A 13,275-nucleotide genomic window follows, 5' to 3' on the forward strand; every position below is an offset into this window, starting at 1 on the left:
GCCATGACCAATGTCGCCGAGGCTCCTGTTCTCCCCCTCGACCGGCCCGCCCGCGCGACCGCGATCCTGTTCGCCGTCGCCGTCTTCACCTCGGCCTGTCTGGTCTTCGTGGTGCAGCCGATGGCGACCAAGCTGATCCTGCCGACCCTGGGAGGATCGCCGTCGGTGTGGAATGCGGCCATGGTCTTTTTTCAGACGGCGCTGCTGGCCGGCTATGGCTACGCCCATCTGCTGCAACGGATCGGATCGATGCGGCGACAGGTGGCGGTCCATCTGGGTCTGCTGCTGATCGCGGCCTTGTTCCTGCCGCTGCGGATCAGCGGCCTGCTGGGCGATCCTGATCCCTCGGCGCCGACCCTGTGGATGCTGGCGACCCTGACCCTGTCGCTCGGGGCGCCGTTCGCCGTGCTGTCGGCGACCGCCCCGCTGTTGCAAGCCTGGTATGCGCGGGCCAGCGCCGGGCGGGCGGGGCGCAGCGATCCCTATGTGCTCTACGCCGCCTCGAACCTGGGCAGTTTTCTGGCCCTGCTGGCCTATCCGGTCCTGATCGAGCCCCTGGTCAGTCTGTCGTCGCAGCGGTGGGGATGGACCCTCGGCTACGGTCTGTTCGTACTGATGGTCGTGGGGCTGGGCCTTGTCGTCTGGCGTCGGCGGGAAACTGTTGCGGCCGAGCCCGCCCCGCTGGCGGCCGGACCGCGCATCGCCTGGCGCGAGAAGGGCCTGCTGATTCTGCTGGCGGCGGCGCCCTCCAGTCTGATGCTGGGAGTGACGGCGCACCTGTCGACCGACGTGGCCTCTGCGCCCTTCCTGTGGGTCATTCCGCTGGCGCTCTATCTGCTGACCTTCGTCATCGCCTTCCAGGCGCGGCCGATCATCCCGTTGCGTCTGACCCTGGCGATCCAGGCGGGGACGCTGGCGGCCTGCGCCGCCCTGGCGGCGTTCCGGACGACGGAGTGGCTGTTCGTCTTCGGGGTCAATCTTACGGCCTTCTTCTTCACGGCCCTGATGTGCCACCAACGGATGGCCGAGCGTCGTCCGGCGCCGGGCCGGCTGACGGAATTCTATCTGCTGCTGTCGCTGGGGGGCGTGCTGGGCGGGGTGTTCAACGCCCTGATCGCGCCCGTCGTGTTCGACATGGTGTGGGAATATCCACTGGTCCTGGTGGCCGTAGGCCTGTTGCGGCCCTGGGGGCGGCGCGAGATGCGATCGTGGGAGATCATCTGTTGCGTCGTCGGCGTGCTGATCGCCGTGGCGGGGCCGCTGGGCCTGGCCCTGGTCCGCTATGCGCCTGACATCCGCGCTGTCGTGCCGGACCATGAGCTGGTGCGGATCGCCCAGGCGGTGCTGGGCGTGGCGGCCCTGTTCGCCTTCCTTTTGAGAGATCGGGCGGTGATGTTCACCGTGGTCATCGGGGCCATGGTCTGGTCCGGCTATCATGTGGCGCGCGGTTATGACTGGGTGCTGACCGAGCGGAGCTTCTTCGGGGTGATGCGGGTGGCCAGCACGCCGATCGAAGGCCTCAATGGACCGGTCCATGTGCTGATGCACGGCACCACCCTGCACGGCGCCCAGGCGCAGGCGGCGCGGTATCGCTGCATGCCGACCCTCTATTACGCCACCTCCACCCCCCTCGGTCAGGCGGCCCTTATGACCCAGGCTGAACGGCCGGGCGGGGCGGTCATCGGGATCGTGGGGCAGGGATCGGGCGCCATGGCCGCCTACAAGCGGGCCCAGGACCGAATGAGCTTCTTCGAGATCGATCCGATGGTGGATCGCCTGTCGCGCGACCCCCGCTGGTTCAGTTTCATCAATGGTTGCGCCGAAGGGCCGATTCGAACGGTTCTGGGGGATGCGCGGCTGACGATGGAGCGGGAGGAGCCGGCCAGTTATGATCTGCTGATCATCGACGCCTTTTCGTCGGATGCGGTGCCGACCCATTTGCTGACGGTCGAGGCCATCGCCGGCTATCTGCGGCTGCTGAAGCCCGAGGGGGTGGTGGTGTTGCACCTGTCGAACCGGAACCTGGAGATCACCCTGCCGGCCGAGGCGGCGGCGGCGGCCCTGAAGGCGCCGGCCCTGCATCAGGTCTATATCGAACGGCGGGACGCCGCCTCCATGTCTGAATCCTCGACCGAGGCGCTGATCGTCGGCAAGAGCGAGGCGGCCCTGGCGCCCTATCGCCAGGATCCGCGCTGGCGCACTCTGGAGGCGACCGGGGTGCGGCCGTGGACCGATGATTATGTCAATCTGTTCGGAGCCCTGGTCCGCCAGATGCAGTACGCGGTCCGGTAGTTCAGGCGGAAACGGGCGTCTCGACCGTCGCAACCGCCTGGGCGGCCAGGCCCTCGCCCCGGCCGGTGAAGCCCAGACCCTCGGTCGTGGTGGCCTTGACGCTGACGGCGTCCAGCGGGAGCGCCAAAAGGCCGGCGATCCGTTCGCGCATGGCCTGGCGGTGCGGCTTCACCTTGGGGCGTTCGCAGATCAGGGTCACGTCAACATTGACGATCCGACCGCCGCGCGCGGCGACAAGCTGGGCGGCGTGCAGCAGGAAGAGGTCGGAAGACGCGCCCTTCCACTTCGGATCGGTCGGCGGGAAGTGATCGCCGATGTCGCCCTCGGCGATGGCGCCGAGAAGCGCGTCGGTCAGGGCGTGCAGACCGGCGTCCGCGTCGGAATGGCCGATCAGGGTCTGGTCATGCGGCACCTCGATCCCGCAGAGCCAGACCGAACCGCCCGGACCCCAGCGGTGGACGTCATAGCCGGAGCCGATCCGGGTCTGGTAGCGGGTCTGTTGCGACAACAGGGCCTCGGCCATGGCGAAATCCTCGGGATAGGTCAGTTTCATCAGACGGGGATCGCCCTCGACCAGGGCGACGCGGCCGCCGTGGCCTTGGACGACCGCGGCTTCGTCGGTCGGGGCCTCGGTTCCGGTCCAGGCGGCGTAGGCGGCTTCTATCGTATCGCGCCGGAAGGCCTGAGGCGTCTGGGCCCGCCACAGGCCGTCGCGTTCGACCACGCCCGCCATCAGGCCGCCTGCGCCGCGCCGCAGGCTGTCGGCCACGGGCAGGGCGGGCAGGGCTCCGTCGGCATGGTCCAGGGCCGCGATAAGCCGGTCGATGACGGCGCGGTCCAGCAGAGGGCGGGCGGCGTCATGGATCAACACCGGTCGGTCGGGGCCGCAGGTGAGGGCCGCAAGACCGGCGCTGACCGACTCGGCCCGGACACCGCCGCCCGTCACGGTCCGCCAGTTTGACAGGCCGGCAAGGGTTTCGGCCGCGCGGTCTTCGGCGCCGGCAGCCACCACGACCACCAGCTCGTCGGCGCCGGCGTTCAGCAGCGCCTCAGCCGACCAGCGCAGCACGGGCTTGCCGCCCAGGGCGCGCCACTGTTTGTCGCCGCCGGCGCGCGAACCGGATCCGGCCGCAACGATGATGCCCGAGAAACTCATGCCGGCCTTCTAGAGCGCGCCGTCGCGGGACGAAACATCAATCCGCCGCCGTCAGGCTTGACGAGGGGGTGTTGGATGCTGCGAAAGGCGCGAATGGCCAAGACTTTACAGATCGGCGACGTGACCGTGCCCGGCCAGGTGCTGATGGCGCCCATGACGGGCGTGACCGACCTGCCGTTCCGTGTGCTCGCCTCGCGGCTGGGCGCCGCCTATGTGGCGACCGAGATGGTGGCGGCCAAGGAGCTGGCGCGCGAACGCCCCGACGTGGTGCGTCGCGCGGCGGTCGGCGCCGGCCTGCCGCTGACGGTGATCCAGTTGGTCGGGCGCGATCCGGGCCAGATGGCCGAGGGCGCGCGGATGGCGGAAAAGGCGGGCGCGGACATCGTCGATCTGAACTTCGGCTGTCCGGCCAAGGAGGTCACAGGCTCCGCCGCCGGCTCGGCCCTGATGCGGACCCCGGACCTGGCCTGTCGCATCATGGAGGCGGCGGTCCAGGCGACCAGCCGGCCGGTGACGGTGAAGATGCGGCTGGGCTGGGACGACGACAGCCGCAACGCGGCCGAACTGGCGAAGCGGGCTGAAGAGATCGGGGTCAGGGCGGTGACGGTCCACGGCCGCACGCGCAAGCAGTTCTATACCGGCGTGGCCGACTGGGCGGCGGTGGGCGAGGTCAAGGCGGCGGTCGGCATACCGGTCATCGTCAACGGCGACATCACCACGGCGGAAGCGGCCCGCGAGGCCCTTGCCCAATCGGGCGCCGACGGCCTGATGCTGGGGCGGGGCGTCTATGGACGGCCATGGCTGGCGGCCCACCTGGAGCGGGCGCTGATCGACGGGGTTTCGCTTGATGAGCCGGGGCCAGAGGCGCGACTTGGGATTGTCGTCGAGCATTTGCGGGCGTCGGTGGAATTCTACGGACTCCCGCTGGGGCTGCGTATGTTCCGCAAACACCTGGGCTGGTACATCGAGCAGGCGCCCTGGCCGGCTGATCCGCAACACCGCCGCGAGGCAAAGGCAATAATTTGCCGTCTGGATGAGCCTCTGGCCGTCGAGGCGGCGATGGCGGATCTTTGGCGCGAAATTTTGCCGAAGATGAACAAGTCGGATGTTGAAGATGAGCCACAGTTAGTGGACACTGCTGTGGCATGACGGATACGCCTTCACCTGCGGCCTCTTCAACCGACACCGTGTCGGTGGATGAGTCGTTCTGGGGGCGTTTCGACGCGGAACGGGCCCGGGCGGGGTTCGGGTTCGCCTATTTCATCGCGGTCGTCATAACAGCCGCGGCGGTTTGGCTGGTGGCGGCGGCGCCAGGTGCGACGTCCGGCACGGCGCGGGGATCGACCAGCCAGGCGGTGCTGTTCGTCCTGCTGGCCAATCTGGCGCTGATATCGGGTCTGGCCTTTATCGTCGGGCGACGGGTCCTGGCCCTGGCGCGCAGCACGGGCGACGCGGGGTCGCGGCTGCACCTGCGGTTCGTCGCCCTGTTCTCCATGGTGGCCGTCGTTCCGGCGGTGTTGATCGCCCTGGTGTTCGGCCTGCTGGTGACGCGGGGCGTCGACCAGTGGTTCAGCCAGAATGTACAGGCTTCGGTCGAGAACGGCGCCGTGGTCGGGCGCGCCTATATCCGGGATGTCGCCACGACGGTGGACGCGGATCTGGTGACGATTTCCGATCAGCTGGATAGCGCACGTGGCCTGTTCGACGACCGGATCCAGTTCAATGACGCCCTCGCCCAGGTCGGGGAGATTTTCGGCTATCCCGCCATCTACATCCTGAATGGCGACGGCCAGGTTCTGGCGCGCGCGGAACGGCCCGACGCGCCGCCTTATCTGGCGCCGCCCCGGACCTACCTGGAGGACGCGGCCCAGGGCGGAAAGCCGCCGACCGACGTGACGCAGAACCCCGACACGGTTCGATCCATCATCGCCCTGCCGGCCTATGGCGACGCCTATCTCTATCTGGTGCGGCCCCTGCAAGATGGGCTGGTTGCGCGGATGAACGCCTCCATTCAGTCGATCGAAGCCTATCGCGAGGCCCAGGAAAGCCGGTCGCGGATCCAGTCGGCCTTCATCCTCAGCTATCTGGAGACCGCGCTGCTGGTTCTGGTCGGCGCCGTATGGCTGGGCATGTCGGCGGCCAGCAGCATCTCCGCCCCGATCGGGCGTCTCGTGCAGGCGGCGGACCAGGTGGCGGGCGGCGATTTCAGCGCCCGAGTGGACAGCCAGGGCGCCCCGGCCGAAATCGCTTTGCTTTCCGACGCCTTCAATCGCATGACCGGTGATCTTCAGGCGCAACAGACCGCGTTGAAGGCGGCCAGCGACGACGCCCAGAACCGCAGCCGGTTCATCGAGACCGTGCTGTCGGGCGTCAGCGCAGGGGTTATCGGCCTAGACCGGCGTGGGCGGGTTTCGGCGATCAACGACAGCGCCCTGCAACTGCTGCACATCGAAGAAGACGAGGTTCTGGGCCACGAACTGGCGGCGCTTTCGCCCGAGTTGAGCGACCTGGTCGGCCGGGTCGAGGCCCATATCGAAGAAGACATCGACGTCAGTCGAGGCGGCGAGACCCAGAGACTGCGGGTCCGGATCGAGGGCGGGCAGGGCGGCGAGATGGTCCTGACCTTTGATGACATCACCCGGCTGGTCACTGCTCAACGCAACGCCGCCTGGCGCGACGTGGCCCGTCGTATCGCCCACGAGATCAAGAACCCGCTGACGCCGATCCAGCTGTCGGCCGAACGGCTGAAACGGAAGTATCGCGACAAGGTGGACGAGGTCGAGATCTTCGACCGCTGCACCGACACCATCATTCGCCAGGTCGGCGATATCGGCCGGATGGTGGACGAGTTCTCGTCCTTCGCTCGCATGCCGGCGCCACGCTTCGGCTCGGCCAATCCGGCGGAGATGCTGCGCGAGGCCGTGTTCGCCCAGCGGGTCGCCGCCGCTGACATCGTCGTGGATATGGACGAGCCCCTGCCCAAGGCCACGCTGCGTTGCGACGCCCGCATGGTGGGCCAGGCCCTGATCAATATTCTGAAGAACGCCGGCGAGTCCGTCGCCGCTCGGCGTCTGGCCGCCGGGGAAGACGCGGCGTCAGAGGCCGAGGGCATCATCGCCTCCCTGGTCGTTGAAAACGGCACGGCGACCTTCGTGGTCGAGGACGACGGGGTCGGTCTGCCGGCCAAGGACCGCGACCGTCTGACCGAACCCTATGTCACCACGCGCGAGAAGGGCACGGGCCTGGGCCTGGCCATCGTCAAACGCATTTGCGAGGACCATGGCGGCGAGCTGAAGCTGGCCGACGCCGAGACCCTGCGCGGCGCGCGGGTGTGCCTGATTTTTCCCCTGAAACCCCACGGCAAGACCGGCGACGTGACGGAGCGCAAGCTCCAGACCGTCGTCGCCGAATAAGCGAGGCAAGATGCGACCTACCGGTTCCGACATTCTGGTCGTCGATGACGAGGCGGACATCCGCGATCTGGTTTCGGGCCTGCTCGAGGACGAGGGGCACGCCGTGCGCGTGGCCGCCAACTCCGACGAGGCCCTGGCTGCGATCCGCGCGAGGAAGCCGTCGCTGGCGATCCTCGACATCTGGATGCAGGGCGGCGGTCTGGACGGGCTGGAGCTGCTGGAGGTGGTCAAGGAGATCGACCCCGACCTGCCTGTGGTGATGATCTCGGGCCACGGCAATATCGAGACGGCGGTGACGGCCCTGAAGCGCGGTGCCTATGACTTCATCGAAAAGCCGTTCAAGTCGGACCGACTGGTGGTCGTGGTCGAGCGGGCCATCGAGGCGGCGACGCTGAAGCGCGAGAACCGCCGTCTGCGGGCCCAGACGATGACCCCGTCGGGTCTGATCGGCCGGTCCCAGGCAGCCCAGGCGCTGCGCGGCACCATCGCCAAGGTGGCCCAGGCCAACAGCCGCGTCCTGATCGCCGGGCCGGCCGGATCGGGCAAGGAACTGGTCGCGCGCCAGATCCACGAGGCCAGCCCGCGCGCCCGGGCCGAGTTCGTCGCCATTTCGGCCGCCGGGATGACGCCGGAGCGCTTGGACGTCGAGCTGTTCGGGGAAGAGGGACAGGACGGCCGTCCGCGCAAGATCGGCGTGTTCGAACGCGCCCACAACGGCACCCTGTATCTGGATGAGATCAGCGACATGCCGCGTGAGAGCCAGAGCCGCATCCTGCGCGTCCTGGTCGATCAGCGGTTCCGTCGTGTGGGCGGCGAGCAGGATGTGCAGGTCGATGTGCGGGTCGTGACCTCCACCTCACGCGACCTGAAGATCGAGATCGCCGAGGGTCGGTTCCGCGAGGATCTGTTCCACCGTCTGAACGTGGTGCCGATCCGGGTGCCGGCCTTGTCGGAACGGCGCGAGGACATCACCGAACTGGTGGAATATTTCGTCGACACGATCAGCGCCTCGCAAGGCCTGCCGCGCCGCATCATCGGCGATGACGCCGTGGCGGTTCTGCAAGTCCATCCCTGGCCGGGCAATATTCGCCAGTTGCGCAACAATATCGAACGGCTGCTGATCCTGGCGACCGGCGATCCCAACGAGCCGATCACCGCCGACATGCTGCCGCAGGAGGTGGCGACGTCGAACGGAGGCTCCTCGAACCTGGGGGCCGAACGCACCATCGCCCTGCCGCTGCGCGAGGCGCGGGAAGTGTTCGAGCGGGAGTATCTGGCGGCCCAGATCATGCGGTTCGGCGGCAATATCTCGCGCACCGCCGCCTTCATCGGCATGGAACGCTCGGCCCTGCACCGTAAGTTGAAGTCGCTGGGGGTCTCGCCGGCCCGCGGTGGAGAAGAGGAAGATCCGGCCTGATGTCCCGCGTCGCCTATGTCAACGGAACCTACAGCCCGCATGGTCAGGCCGTGGTCCATATCGAGGATCGCGGCTTCCAGTTTGCCGACGGGGTCTATGAAGTCTGGTCGGTGTTCGACGGACGGCTGGCGGACTTCGACGGCCATATGACGCGCCTGCACCGCAGCCTGAACGAACTGCGCATCGACATTCCGATGTCGGTCGCGTCCCTGACGCGGGTGCTGCGCGAAACCGTCCGTCGCAATCGGGTGAGGAACGGCATCGTCTATCTACAGGTCACGCGCGGCACGGCGCGCCGCGATCACCCATTCCCCACGCCGGGCACGCCGCCGAGCGTCATCGTCACCGCCAAGTCGATCTCGCCGGCGCGCGGAGAGGCGCAGGCGCAGAAAGGGGTCGCCGTCCTGACCCAGCCCGACATCCGTTGGGGGCGGTGCGACATCAAGACGGTCGGGCTTCTGCCCAACATCCTGGCCAAACAGGCCGCGCGCGAGGCCGGCGCCTATGAGGCCTGGCTGGTGGACGATATGGGCCTGGTGACCGAGGGCTCCTCGACCAACGCCTGGATCGTGGATGAGCACGGCAAGCTGCGGACCCGCGACACCCAGGCCAACATCCTCAAAGGCTGCACCCGCACCAGCCTGATGGCGCTGATCAAGGAACATGGGGTCGAACTGGACGAGCGTCCGTTCAGCGTCGATGAGGCCAAACGGGCGCGGGAAGCCTTCTTCACCGCCGCCGGCGCCTTCGTCACTCCGGCGATCTCGATTGACGGAACGAAGATTGGCGACGGCAGGCCTGGTCCCATCACGCTGAAGCTGCGCCAGCTCTATCTTGATCAGGCGCGCCGAGACGCCTTCTGAGGAACGATAATGTTCAAGACCTTGTTCGGCCGCCGCGCCGCAGATTCGACGCCGCGTGATACGGATGCCGACTGGGAAGAGATCGGTCGCACAAATCCCTACTACGGCGTCCTGACGGATCAGCGCTTCAAATCAGACAATTTGACCGAAGAGGCCTTGGCGGACTTCTTTCGGACCGGTGTGGAAGGTGTCGAGTACGAGGCTAACCGGCTGAGGGCGCGCTATCCCGACTTCGCACCAAAATCCGCGCTTGATTTCGGCTGTGGCGTCGGCCGGCTGACGCGCGCCTTGGCTGTCGTTACAGGCGACACGTTTGGCGTCGATATCTCGGATTCAATGCTGGCTGAAGCGCGTCGCAATGTGCCCGCCGGGGCAACGTTCGGCCGTGATCTGCCCGACCGGGCCTTCGACTGGATCGTCTCACAGATCGTCTTTCAGCACATACCGCCAGAGCGCGGGTACCCTCTGCTGAAGGCCTTGATGGCGCGATTGGCGCCGGGCGGGTTCGTCACGCTTCAGTTCGCTCTCTATCGCGATCCGCGTCATGCGTCCGTTCCCGGGGGGCGCATCGTCATGGGCGAGGACTTCACCACGGTCTCCAATGTCAAAGCTCTGCGCAATCTGGCCAAGGGCGAGATGGTGATGTTCGATTACGATCTGACAGTAATCTCTGCGATCTTGTTCGCCGCAGGGGTGACGGACATTGAACTGTCCCATACGGACCATGGAGGCTTCCATGGGGCGTCCGTTCGCGGCCGTCGCACGGCTTGATCGCTCTTGAAGAGCAGCTGCATAGCGACCAACTAGAAAAACCGGTCCTCGACCGTTGCGGGTGTCGATAGGCGGCGTCTAAGGTCGCCTCCGGCCGCCATCCGGCCCCGACGCCGCTCCCTCGGCGACGAACAACCAAGAACAGGAAAAACCTGCCATGTCGCAAGACAAACGTCAGAACCTTCAGGACACCTTCCTCAACTCGGTCCGCAAGACCAAGACGCCGCTGACCATCTTTCTGGTCAACGGGGTCAAGCTGCAGGGCATCGTGACCTGGTTCGACAACTTCTGTGTGCTGCTGCGCCGCGACGGCCAGTCCCAGCTGGTGTACAAGCACGCCATCTCCACCATCATGCCGTCCGCGCCCGTGCAACTGTACGAGCCCGACGCCGAAGAAGACTGATTGACCAGCAAACTGATCGACCACGCCGTCCCGCTGATCCGGGCGGTCGTTATCCATCCCGACCGACGCTCAGACAGCCCTCGGCTGGCAAGCGAGCGCCTTGAGGAAGCCGTGGGCCTCGCCCGCGCGCTGGACCTTGACGTGCGCGCTGAAGAGATCGTGCGACTGCGTGGAACCACGCCTGCCACCCTGTTCGGAAGCGGCAAGGTCGAGGAACTGGCCGCCCTGGTCCGCGCGGCCGATGCCGAGGCGGTCATTATCGACGACGCCCTGACGCCGGTGCAGCAACGCAATCTGGAGAAGGCGTGGGAGGTGAAGGTCATCGACCGCACCGGCCTGATCCTGGAAATCTTCGGACGCCGCGCGCGCACCAAGGAAGGCCGGCTGCAGGTCGAATTGGCGCGGCTGGACTATGAGCGGTCGCGCCTGGTGCGGACCTGGACCCACCTGGAGCGTCAGCGGGGCGGCACCGGCTCGACTGGGGGGCCCGGCGAAACCCAGATCGAGCTGGACCGGCGCCTGATCGCCGACCGGATCGTGCGGCTGAAGGCCGAGCTGGAAGAGGTGCGCCGCACGCGCGGCCTGCACCGCAAACAACGCCAGAAGGTCCCGTTCCCGACCATCGCCCTGGTCGGCTATACCAACGCCGGCAAGTCGACCCTGTTCAACCGGCTGACGGGATCCGAGGTCTTCGCCAAGGACCTGTTGTTCGCCACCCTGGACACGACGCAGCGCACCATCCGCCTGCCGCAGGGCCGGCCCGCCATCGTGGCCGACACCGTCGGCTTCATCTCCGACCTGCCGCACGAACTGGTCGAGAGCTTCCGCGCCACCCTGGAAGAGGTGGGCGAGGCCGACCTGATCCTGCACGTCCGCGACATCGCCTCGGTCGACAGCGACGCCCAGGCCAAGGACGTCGAGACGGTGCTGAAACAGATCGAGACCCCCGAGGGCAAGACCCGACGCGTGCTCGAGGTCTGGAACAAGATCGACCTGCTGGACGAAGAGGCGCGCGAGGCCGTGCTGGGCCAGGCCGAGCGTCTGGCGAAGACGGGCGAGGCGGTCGCCGTTTCGGCCTGGACGGGCGAGGGAATCGAACCCCTGCGCCAGACCATCGCCGGCCTGATCGACGACGATCCTGAGACCCGGCTGACGCTGGCGCCCGAACAGGGCGAGGCCCTGGCCTGGCTGTATGAACACGGCCGGGTGGTCTTCCGCGACACGGATGACGCCGGCCGCACTCACGTCACGGTCAGGCTTCACCCTGCAGCCTTGGGGCGATTCGAGCGTCTGTATCCCGACCTGGCTGACTGACCTATGCATCTGATCGAGACCGTCCTGCTGCTGCTTCTGGCCGTCGTGGTGTCGGGCTCGGTCGCGCGGATCACGCGCATCGCCTTGCCTTTGGTGCAGATCGGCCTGGGGGCCGCCATCGTGCTGGCGACAGGCACGACGGTGGATCTGGAGCCGGACATCTTCTTCCTCCTGTTCCTGCCGCCCCTGCTGTTTCTGGACGGCTGGCGCATCCCCAAGGAGGCGCTGTTCCGCGACCGGGCGGTGATCCTGGAGCTGGCCCTGGGCCTGGTCCTGTTCACCGTCATCGGTCTGGGCTTCCTGATCTGGTGGATGATCCCGGAGATGCCGCTGGCGGTGGCTTTCGCCCTGGCCGCCATCCTGTCGCCGACCGACCCCATCGCGGTTCAGGCCATCGCCGCCCGGGCGCCGATTCCCAAACGGTTGATGCACATCCTGGAGGGCGAGTCGCTGTTGAACGACGCCACCGGCCTGACCTGTATGAGGATCGCGGTGGTTGCGGCCACGACCGGCGCCTTCTCGATCGGCAGCGCCATCGGATCCTTCGCCTGGCTGGCCCTGGTCGGCGTGGTGACAGGCGTTCTGGTCACCATGGCCATCAGTTACGCCAAGGGTTTCGTCAGTCGCCGCTGGGGCGAGGACGTCGGGGCGCAGATTTTGGTCAGCCTGTTGATCCCCTTCGCCGCCTATCTGGTCGCTGAAGAACTGCACGCCTCCGGCATCCTGGCGGCGGTGGCGGCGGGCGTGACCATGAGCTTCACCGAGCGGGGCGGCGGGATCGGAGGCCAGTCCCTGGCCATGACCCGAATTCGGCGCGGCGTAGTGTGGGACACGGTCCAGTTCGTCGCCAACGGCATCATCTTCGTCATCCTGGGCGAACAGATGCCGTCGATCCTGGCGCGGGCGGCCGAGGTGGTGCGGGGCACCAGTCGGCCGGAAGTCTGGTGGCTGGCCGTCTATGTGTTCACCATCGTCGCCGCACTGGCGGTCATGCGGTTCGTCTGGGTCTGGACCTCGCTGAAGCTGACCCTGTTCCGGCGGCGCCATCGCGGCCCGCCCGCCAAGGTGGGCTTGCGCCTGACCCTGGTGATGTCGCTGGCGGGCGTGCGCGGGGCCATCACCCTGGCGGGCATATTGACCCTGCCGTTCGTCCTGGGCGACGGATCGCCGATGCCGTCGCGCAACCTGGCCATCTTCCTGGCGGCGGGGGTGATCATTGTTTCTCTGCTGGTGGCGACCTTCGCCCTGCCGCGCCTGATGAAGGGGGTCGAACTGCCGCCCGAACCGTCGCAGGAACGAGAGGAGGACCGGGGGCGGGTCGCAGCTGCTTCTGCCGCCCTGCGCGCCGTCGAGGACGCCTCCCACGCCATGGCCGAGGGCAAGACCAACCCCGATCTCTATTCCGATGTCGCCAGCCGGATCATGGAAGTCTATCGCCGCCGCATCGAGACCCATACCCGCACCGACGAGGATGACGCGGTCGTGGCGCGCAAGATCGACGCTGTGGAACGCCGACTGTGGCTGGCCGGTCTGGCGGCCGAGCGAGAAGAACTGGGGCGGTTGGCGCGGGCGCGTCAACTGGACGAGGTCGCCGCGCGCAAGATGATCCGTGAAGTGGATCTACAGGAATTGCGGTATCTTTAGCG

Annotated in this window: 10 protein-coding genes; 9 read left to right on the top strand and 1 reads right to left on the bottom strand. The window is 67.2% G+C overall.

Annotation, left to right across the window (positions count from 1 at the left end; genetic code table 11):
• Nucleotides 1-3 precede the first annotated feature (3 nt).
• Nucleotides 4-2,292 (top strand): fused MFS/spermidine synthase, encoded by a 2,289-nt coding sequence (locus tag ACW18C_RS08140; protein WP_492073937.1) that lies wholly within the window; start codon nt 4-6, stop codon nt 2,290-2,292.
• Nucleotide 2,293: 1 nt separating this feature from the next.
• Here ACW18C_RS08140 and ACW18C_RS08145 read toward each other — a convergent pair whose 3' ends face one another.
• Nucleotides 2,294-3,448: a bifunctional 2-C-methyl-D-erythritol 4-phosphate cytidylyltransferase/2-C-methyl-D-erythritol 2,4-cyclodiphosphate synthase gene (locus ACW18C_RS08145; RefSeq protein WP_492073939.1), complete on the bottom strand. Its 1,155-nt coding sequence runs from the start codon at nt 3,446-3,448 to the stop codon at nt 2,294-2,296.
• A gap of 93 nt (nt 3,449-3,541) precedes the next feature.
• Here ACW18C_RS08145 and dusB point away from each other — a divergent pair, with 93 nt between their 5' ends.
• From dusB to ACW18C_RS08185, 8 genes are all read left to right on the top strand, one after another.
• A complete protein-coding gene (gene dusB / locus ACW18C_RS08150) occupies nt 3,542-4,597 on the top strand; it encodes a tRNA dihydrouridine synthase DusB (protein ID WP_492073941.1) in 1,056 nt (351 codons plus the stop codon).
• On the top strand, nt 4,594-6,861 hold the full coding sequence (locus tag ACW18C_RS08155) for a sensor histidine kinase NtrY-like (RefSeq protein ID WP_426025375.1): 2,268 nt from the start codon (nt 4,594-4,596) through the stop codon (nt 6,859-6,861). The genes dusB and ACW18C_RS08155 overlap by 4 nt, the downstream gene beginning before the upstream one ends.
• A 10-nt stretch (nt 6,862-6,871) precedes the next feature.
• Complete coding sequence (gene ntrX / locus ACW18C_RS08160; RefSeq protein ID WP_008261747.1) at nt 6,872-8,278, top strand: nitrogen assimilation response regulator NtrX; 1,407 nt, start codon at nt 6,872-6,874, stop codon at nt 8,276-8,278.
• Nucleotides 8,278-9,141: a D-amino-acid transaminase gene (locus ACW18C_RS08165; RefSeq protein ID WP_492073943.1), complete on the top strand. Its 864-nt coding sequence runs from the start codon at nt 8,278-8,280 to the stop codon at nt 9,139-9,141. The genes ntrX and ACW18C_RS08165 overlap by 1 nt, the downstream gene beginning before the upstream one ends.
• Before the next feature lie 9 nt (nt 9,142-9,150).
• Nucleotides 9,151-9,912: a class I SAM-dependent methyltransferase gene (locus ACW18C_RS08170; protein ID WP_492070440.1), complete on the top strand. Its 762-nt coding sequence runs from the start codon at nt 9,151-9,153 to the stop codon at nt 9,910-9,912.
• 157 nt (nt 9,913-10,069) lie between these two features.
• Nucleotides 10,070-10,315 carry an RNA chaperone Hfq gene (hfq, locus tag ACW18C_RS08175; RefSeq protein ID WP_003164861.1) on the top strand — a complete coding sequence of 82 codons (246 nt, stop codon included), beginning with the start codon at nt 10,070-10,072 and terminating at the stop codon, nt 10,313-10,315.
• Nucleotides 10,316-11,629 carry a GTPase HflX gene (hflX, locus tag ACW18C_RS08180; protein ID WP_492070441.1) on the top strand — a complete coding sequence of 438 codons (1,314 nt, stop codon included), beginning with the start codon at nt 10,316-10,318 and terminating at the stop codon, nt 11,627-11,629.
• 3 nt (nt 11,630-11,632) lie between these two features.
• The gene (locus ACW18C_RS08185) at nt 11,633-13,273 is read left to right on the top strand and encodes a Na+/H+ antiporter (protein ID WP_426025378.1); all 1,641 of its coding nucleotides are present in this window, start codon (nt 11,633-11,635) and stop codon (nt 13,271-13,273) included.
• The last annotated feature ends 2 nt before the right edge of the window (nt 13,274-13,275 follow it).

This window comes from Brevundimonas sp. FV1ye7S (assembly GCF_058680995.1).

What these genes read in the sequence shown, in the direction of transcription:
- ACW18C_RS08170 (WP_492070440.1), top strand. Translation starts at nt 9,151, where the DNA reads ATGTTCAAGACCTTGTTCGGCCGCCGCGCCGCAGATTCGACGCCGCGT.
- ntrX (WP_008261747.1), top strand. Translation starts at nt 6,872, where the DNA reads ATGCGACCTACCGGTTCCGACATTCTGGTCGTCGATGACGAGGCGGAC.
- ACW18C_RS08155 (WP_426025375.1), top strand. Translation starts at nt 4,594, where the DNA reads ATGACGGATACGCCTTCACCTGCGGCCTCTTCAACCGACACCGTGTCG.
- ACW18C_RS08140 (WP_492073937.1), top strand. Translation starts at nt 4, where the DNA reads ATGACCAATGTCGCCGAGGCTCCTGTTCTCCCCCTCGACCGGCCCGCC.
- ACW18C_RS08165 (WP_492073943.1), top strand. Translation starts at nt 8,278, where the DNA reads ATGTCCCGCGTCGCCTATGTCAACGGAACCTACAGCCCGCATGGTCAG.
- hfq (WP_003164861.1), top strand. Translation starts at nt 10,070, where the DNA reads ATGTCGCAAGACAAACGTCAGAACCTTCAGGACACCTTCCTCAACTCG.
- dusB (WP_492073941.1), top strand. Translation starts at nt 3,542, where the DNA reads ATGGCCAAGACTTTACAGATCGGCGACGTGACCGTGCCCGGCCAGGTG.
- ACW18C_RS08185 (WP_426025378.1), top strand. Translation starts at nt 11,633, where the DNA reads ATGCATCTGATCGAGACCGTCCTGCTGCTGCTTCTGGCCGTCGTGGTG.
- ACW18C_RS08145 (WP_492073939.1), bottom strand. Translation starts at nt 3,448, where the DNA reads ATGAGTTTCTCGGGCATCATCGTTGCGGCCGGATCCGGTTCGCGCGCC.